Here is a 6,992-nt window from a genome sequence, read left to right as displayed (position 1 = left end):
CCCCACCGCCGCCGACAACGACTGAGCCAGCGAGAGCGCACGATGGCCGACGATTGAACCGTTGAGACCGGCCTCAAATTGGGCCGTTGCCGACATCCCTGCCTGCACGCGGTCCCCCTGCCATGACGGGGCCTTGCCCGTGGATGCCGCGAACAGGCCGCACGCTGATGCGCCTGGACGGGTGACAGCAAGACCGGGTTGGTCCAGCACCACGCGGCACCCAGTGCCGGCACACGCGAGGATCGGTGAAGACACCTCACCGGACACCAAGGAGTGATCAACCCCATGCTGGAGCGTACCCGGAACAAGAAGCACACCGCGGTCACCTTCGTCCTGCCGGCAGGCCATCCGGCAGGAGAGGCCAGCGTGGTGGGCGACTTCAACGACTGGCGGCCCGGCGCCCACCCGCTGGCACCGCGGCCCGACGGCAGCCGCGCGGTCACCGTCACCCTGCCGGCCGACCAGCGCCTGGGCTTCCGCTACCTCGCACACGGCGACTACTGGTTCGACGAGGACGACGCCGACGGCCACGACGGCCACAACGGCCTCCTGCACACCTGACCACCCACCCGGCGCCCGATCACCGACTCGGCGGTCACCGCGCTGACCAGATCGGGCAGTGCGACCGGTGCCATGCGGTCCGTACGAGGGTTCCGCCCGGCGTCAGTTGCTCGGTGACCGTCACTGCGCAGGAACGAGCGTCAACCTCACGATCACCGGCGGGGTGAGGCATGTCCGATGCGAGTGAGGCCCAGGCGAGCTTGCAGTCCCTGGCGGAGCCCGTTCCCGACGAGCCGCCGGACCTGCTCCTGCATCACCTGCACACCTCCCGGCGGGGCCTGTCCGCGCGGGAGGCGGCGCGGCGTCTGCTGCAGTACGGGCCGAACGAACTGCGGCGGCGGGGCGGACGCCGGTGGCCGGGTGAGCTCGCGCGGCAGGTGACACACCCGCTGGCGTTGCTGCTGTGGGTGGCCGCCGCGCTGTCGTATGCGGTGGGCAGCCGCAACGTGGCGATCGCCGTGGTCCTGGTGATCGTGCTCAACGCGCTGTTCGCCTTCGTCCAGGAACTCCAGGCCGAGCGCGCCGTGGAGGCGCTGGCGCGCTACCTGCCGCCGCAGGTCACGGTGGTCCGCGACGGCGAGCCGGCGGTCATCGACGCGCGACAACTCGTGCCCGGCGACATGGTGGTCATCGAGGAGGGTGAGCGGATCGCGGCCGACATCCGCCTGCTCTCCGGTGCCGTCGACGTCGACATGTCCACCCTCACCGGGGAGTCGGTCCCGGTGCTGCGCTCCGCCGAGCTCACCGACCTTCGCGCCCACCGCCTCGACGCACCGGACCTCGTCTTCAGCGGCAGCACCTGCACCGGCGGCGAGGCCCGAGGCGTGGTCTTCGCCACCGGCATGCACACCCAGCTCGGCCGCATCGCCGCACTGTCCGAACGGGTCAAGGAGCGCCCCAGCCCCCTGGAGGCACAGGTACGGCGCGTGGCGTGGCTGATCGCCTTCATCGCCATCGCCATGGCGATCGCCTTCGTCCCCATCGCCGTGTTCGGTGCCCACCTGTCCATCAGGAACAGCGTCGTCTTCGCGGTCGGCCTGCTCGCCGGCAACGTCCCCGAGGGACTGCTGCCCGTCATCACGCTCGCGCTGGCCGTCGCGGTCAGAGCCCTGGCCCGTCGCGGCGCCCTGGTCAAACGCCTCAGTGCCGTGGAGACCCTCGGCTCCACCGACGTCATCTGCACCGACAAGACCGGGACCCTCACCGAGAACCACATGCGGCCCGCGACGACTTGGACCACGACCGCCCAAGCCGACCTGCGCTCCGGCGCCCCCTCGGGTGAGCCTGACACCACACTCACCGCCCTCGCCGCCGCCGCGGCGGCCTGCAACAACGCCGCCCTCGGCACGAACGGCCACGGCGACACCGGCGATCCGACCGAGGTGGCCGTGCTCGCCGCCGCCCGCCTCCTGGGCGCCGACGTGGACCCGGACACCCGCACCCGCCGTCGCCGCCACGCCTACGTCTTCGAACCGCAACGCAAACTCATGTCGACCCTCGACACCGGACCCGCCGACCGCGACTGGCTGCACACCAAGGGCGCCCCGGAAGCCGTCCTGCCGCGGTGCGAGACCCGACTCGCTTCGGACGGCGAACAGGTCGTCCTCACGGAGGAGGAGCGGGTCAGGGTCACCGTCCAGGTCGAGGCGTTCGCGAACCAGGGGTTACGGGTCCTCGCCTTCGCCCGCCGCGCCCTGCCGCCCGGTCAGCCACCGCCTCCCCGGGAGGAGGCCGAGACCGAGCTGTGCTTCCTCGGTCTGGTCACCATGCTCGACCCGCCCCGCCCTGGGACCGTCGAGGCGGTCGCCCGCTGCCACACCGCCGGCATCCGCATCATCGTCATCACCGGCGACCATCCCCTCACCGCCAAGGCGGTCGCACGCCAGGTCGGCGTCGGCGGCGACCAGCCGGCCGTGGTCAACGCCCAAGCCCTCGGGCACCTGCACGAAAAACAGCTCGACGACGTCCTGGCCGGCGAACGAGAACTCGTCTTCGCCCGCTCATCACCCGAAGCCAAGCTCCACATCGCCGAGGTCCTACGCGCCCAAGGCCACGTCGTCGCCATGACCGGCGACGGCGTCAACGACGCACCAGCCCTGCGCAGCGCCGACATCGGCGTCGCCATGGGCCGCTCCGGCACCGACGTCGCGCGCGAGGCATCGACCATGATCCTCACCGACGACAGCTTCACCAGCATCGTCGCCGCCATCGAGGCCGGGCGGCAGGTCTACGACAACGTCCGCAAGTTCATCGTCTACATCTTCGCCCACACCACCCCGGAGGTCGTCCCGTTCCTCGTCTTCGCCCTCGGCGGCGGAGCCGTACCGCTGCCCCTGACCGTCCTGCAACTGCTCGCCTTCGACGTCGGAACCGAAACCCTGCCCTCCCTCGCCCTGAGCCGCGAGCCGATGGAGCCCGGCACCATGACCAGACCACCGCGCCCGCACACCGAACCGGTGATCCGCGGTCCCATGCTGGTGCGCGCCTGGCTGTTCCTCGGCGTGATCGTCGCAGCCCTGCAGATGGCCGGCTTCTTCGCCGTCCTCACCGCCGGCGGATGGCACGCAGGCGCCCCCGTCGGCCCTGGAAGCGAGCTGCACCACGTCTACCAGCAGGCCACCACCATGAGCTTCCTCGGCATGATCGCGGGCCAGATCGGAACCGCCTTCGCCGTACGCACACAACACGCGTCCCTGCGCTCGATCGGCATCACCAGCAACCCCCACCTGCTGGCGGCCATCGTGGCTGAACTCATCCTCGCCGCGACCTGCGTCTACGCCCCACCCCTGCAAGCCCTCCTCGGCACCGCCGCCCTCCCCGCCCACGACCTGGTGCTGCTCCTGCCCTATCCCGTGATCGTGTGGGGCGCCGACGAACTGCGTCGCTGGCTGATGCGCCGCCGCGCCGCCGCCACCGGGACCGGAACCGCACCGCCGGCGTGAACCTCCCACGGTCCGGTCGAGCCGCGCCCTGATCATCCGCCTGGCCAGCGAGAGTCCCTCGTGGGGGTATCGCCGAATCCACGGCGGACTCGCCGCCCTCGGTACCGTGACAGCCTCCTCGCCAGCGCCAGCCCCTTTTGTGATCATCCGACCATGCATGGTCTTGATCGATGGGCGTTCGGCATGGCTGTGAGACGCCTCTCCGGTGCCTGCGACCCACTCCCACCACCCCGGCCTGCCCAGCGGCACGGCGAGATGCGATGCGCAGCACCGCGCGGGATCCTGCACCTGAGGGCAACAGCGGACCCGAGGGAAGCGAGGGCGGATGACGTCGACCGCCCCGCGGGGCACTTTGCGCCTCTATCTGGGTATCGCCCCCGGAGTGGGGAAGACGTACGCGCTGCTGGCCGAGGGCCGCCGACTCATGGAGGCGGGCGATGACGTCGCGGTCGGCGTTGTCGAGTTGCACGAGCGTGAGGACACCGCCGCACAACTCGACGCCCTGGAGGTCGTCCCGGTCCGCCGCATGCGCTACCGCGGAACCGAGTTCGACGAGATGGACCAGGCGGCCCTGCTGGCCCGGCACCCGCACACCGTCCTGGTGGACGAACTCGCCCACACGAACGTGCCGGGCAGCCGCCACGACCGCCGCTGGCAGGATGTCGAGGAACTGCTGGAAGCCGGCATCGACGTGGTGTCGGCCCTCAACATCCAGCACCTGGAGAGCCTCAGCGACGAGGTGGAGGACGTCACCGGGATCCCCGTGCGCGAAACCGTCCCCGACCGACTCACGGCAGCGGCCGAGCGCGTGGAACTCCTCGACGTCGACCCCGACACCCTGCGCAGGCGTGTCTCCCACCTCTACGCCCCCGACACCGCCGATCGCGCCCTGGCCGGATACTTCCGTCCCGGCAACCTCGCCGCCCTGCGCACCCTCGCCCGACGATGGATCGACGACCACGCGCCCACACAGGCGGCACGCCACGCCTCATCCGGTCCACCCGCACCGACCGCCGTCCACAAGGAGCGGGTCGTTGTCGCGCTCACCGGCGACCCGGAAGGCGATCACGTGCTGCGGCGTGCCGCCCGGCTCGCCACCGCCACCCGCGCCCAGCTCATCGGCGTCCACGTCCACGAGCCCACCGGCCTGGCCGAACCCGACCCGCCCTGGCTGGAGGGCCAACGCCGCCTGCTGACCGAACTCGGCGGACGCTACGCCCAGATCGCGGGCACCGACGTGGCCCGAGCCATCCTCGACTTCGCCGAAAACGAGCACGCCTACCACCTCGTCCTCGGCGCCAGCCGCCGCACCACCACCTACGAGCTCCTGTACGGATCGGTGATCGGCCGCGCCATCCACCACGCCGGCTTTGTCGAGGTGCACGTCATTCCCTTCCGCCGCCCGCCCAGAAGACCGCTCGCCACCCACCTTCCGCACCTCACGCGCCATCGGAAGGTCCCCCTGTCACCACGGCGCACCGCCGTCGGCTGGCTGCTCGCCGTTCTCGCACCACTGGCGATGGCGGCCGTCCTGCTCCCCGCGCGGGCCACCCTGGGACTGGCCGGCGCCCTGTTCTGCACCCTCCTCACCGTCGTCCTCACCGCGATCGTCGGCGGCTTCCGACCCGCCGTCACCGCCACCGTCATCGGTTTCCTCGCCGCCGACTTCCTCTACACCCAGCCCTACTACAGCCTGCGCGTCACCACCGCGATCGACCTCGCCGCACTGCTGGCCTTCGCCGTCGTCGGCACCACCGTCGGCCTCCTCGTCGACCTCCTCGCCCGGCAGGGACTCCAGGCCGCCCGCTCCCGCGTGGAGGCCAAGAACCTCGCCCGACTACTCGCCGACGTCATCGCCGACGGCCCCCGCACCCCGCAGGAACTGGTCGACGCCCTCCGCCGCACCTTCGACCTGGACACCATCGCCCTCCTACGCCCCACGCGGGCGGGCTGGCACACCGAAGCGGCCACGAACGACCGCGCCCCGTCGAGCCCCGACGAAGCCCCGTTCAGCGCCCAACTCGCCGACGGCCGCGTCCTGGTGATGGCAGGCGACCGACTCACCGCCAAAGACGCCCAACTGCTGCGCGAGTTCGCCACCCAACTACGTCTCACCCAGGAGAGGACCCAGCTCGGACGACTGGACGACACCTGATCCACGCCGTGGCAGCCGGCCACCCCACCGATCCCCGGCCCAGACACCCACGCCCACCACTTCACCCACGACACCGCCACCACGGCTCCAGCGGCAACTTCTGGATCAACCTGTTTCCCCACCATCCTGCGGATTCTGCTGCCGCTCGCAGTGGTCGCCGGCCTGCTGCTGATCGGCCTCGGCGTCGAACAGAACCTCGGCGGCAACCACACCGCCACCACCCTCACCGATGCCGACGTGCCGGTACGTGGTCACCTTCGGTACCTCGGTCATGCGCTTTGCCTCCCGCGCACCAGGGCCGATAAGCCCACCCCCGATCCACCGAGGCCACAGCCAGCACGCCACTCACCAGCCCCGCCCTGGGCAGCTCCAGAACCTCCGGAAGCGCGACCTGCACCGGACTCACCGAAATGCCATCACCACCCCGGCGGGGACCAGTGTTCAGTCAGCGGTGCCGCCCATACTCAATCCTCGCCAGTAGTTTCCTCAGTCGGCTCCTCCGCAGGCTCCTCCTGCGTAACGTCGCTCATGTCTTCACCTCCTCCCCACGACACTCATACGGCCAGGCACGTCCCAGATCTCAAGTCCGGGCGCAGTTGGCACGTTCCTACTTTAGAGTGATTTGTTAATATTTGTTCGCCTCGCTCTACCGTTGGAGGAAAACGACTCCAATGCTGTGCCCGACGCCCGCAGTGGCCGCAGTGACCGCCGCCGTGCGTGTCTGGTCGGAGGAGGTGCGACCCCATGCGCGAAGTGCAGCGATGCGCTGTCACGCTTCCGGCGGAAGGCGGAAGCCACGCCCCGCAGAGGATCGTGGTGGTCCACTGGACGCCGGATCTGGCAGGCGGGCAACCCGTCTATACCGACGTGGACGCCGTGCTGCGTGTAGCCATCGACAGCGCGCACGGCACTGCCCGTCTGCTCGCCGCGCAGCCGGGTTCGCAGGCGCACTGTCTACAGGCAGTGCCGTTGCCCTGACTGCGGCTCGTACTTCGCGGCGGTGGGATACGCCGCGGGTCAGGGCAGGCAGTCGCGGCAGACGGGCTGGCCGTCCGCGGTCTGGCCGACGAGCTGGCTGCGGTGGTGAACCATGAAGCAGCGGGCGCAGACGAACTCGTCCGGCTGCGGAGGCACGACCGGGACGGTCAGTTCCTCGCTGGAGAGATCCGCGCCGGGTAGTTCCACGGATTCGGGTTCCTCGGCCTCGTCGACGGCCGCACCGGGGAACCGCTGTTCACGGCGGGCCTGGAGTTCTTCGAGGCTTTCCACGCTTTCGGTCTCGTCGCTGCGGCGCGGGGCGTCGTAGTCGGTTGCCACGAAACCCTCCTCGAGTG

At 70.5% G+C, this 6,992-nt stretch carries 6 protein-coding genes; 5 read left to right on the top strand and 1 reads right to left on the bottom strand.

Annotated elements, in window-relative coordinates; genetic code table 11:
- Positions 1–285: 285 nt before the first annotated feature.
- The 5 genes from ACIRYZ_RS23045 (at position 286) to ACIRYZ_RS23025 (ending at position 6,636) form a co-directional block, all read left to right on the top strand.
- Positions 286–561 carry an isoamylase early set domain-containing protein gene (locus ACIRYZ_RS23045; RefSeq protein WP_402946923.1) on the top strand — a complete coding sequence of 92 codons (276 nt, stop codon included), beginning with the start codon at positions 286–288 and terminating at the stop codon, positions 559–561.
- A gap of 170 nt (positions 562–731) precedes the next feature.
- Positions 732–3,503 (top strand): cation-translocating P-type ATPase, encoded by a 2,772-nt coding sequence (locus ACIRYZ_RS23040; protein ID WP_402946920.1) that lies wholly within the window; start codon positions 732–734, stop codon positions 3,501–3,503.
- Between the two features lie 325 nt (positions 3,504–3,828).
- Positions 3,829–5,658 (top strand): DUF4118 domain-containing protein, encoded by a 1,830-nt coding sequence (locus ACIRYZ_RS23035; protein WP_402946918.1) that lies wholly within the window; start codon positions 3,829–3,831, stop codon positions 5,656–5,658.
- Positions 5,659–5,808: 150 nt separating this feature from the next.
- A complete protein-coding gene (locus ACIRYZ_RS23030; protein WP_402946915.1) occupies positions 5,809–6,279 on the top strand; it encodes a hypothetical protein in 471 nt (156 codons plus the stop codon).
- Between the two features lie 123 nt (positions 6,280–6,402).
- Entirely contained in the window at positions 6,403–6,636 is a 234-nt protein-coding gene (locus tag ACIRYZ_RS23025) for a DUF6296 family protein (RefSeq protein ID WP_402946913.1), read from the top strand.
- 39 nt (positions 6,637–6,675) lie between these two features.
- On the opposite strand, the gene ACIRYZ_RS23020 is transcribed toward ACIRYZ_RS23025, so the two are convergent.
- The gene (locus tag ACIRYZ_RS23020; protein ID WP_402946910.1) at positions 6,676–6,975 is read right to left on the bottom strand and encodes a DUF4193 domain-containing protein; all 300 of its coding nucleotides are present in this window, start codon (positions 6,973–6,975) and stop codon (positions 6,676–6,678) included.
- Positions 6,976–6,992 lie beyond the last annotated feature (17 nt).

This window comes from Kitasatospora sp. NPDC101155 (assembly GCF_044768305.1).
GTDB lineage: Bacteria > Actinomycetota > Actinomycetes > Streptomycetales > Streptomycetaceae > Kitasatospora.
The sequence above is the reverse complement of the archived record's forward strand: the minus strand, read 5'-3'. Positions and strand labels throughout refer to the sequence as shown.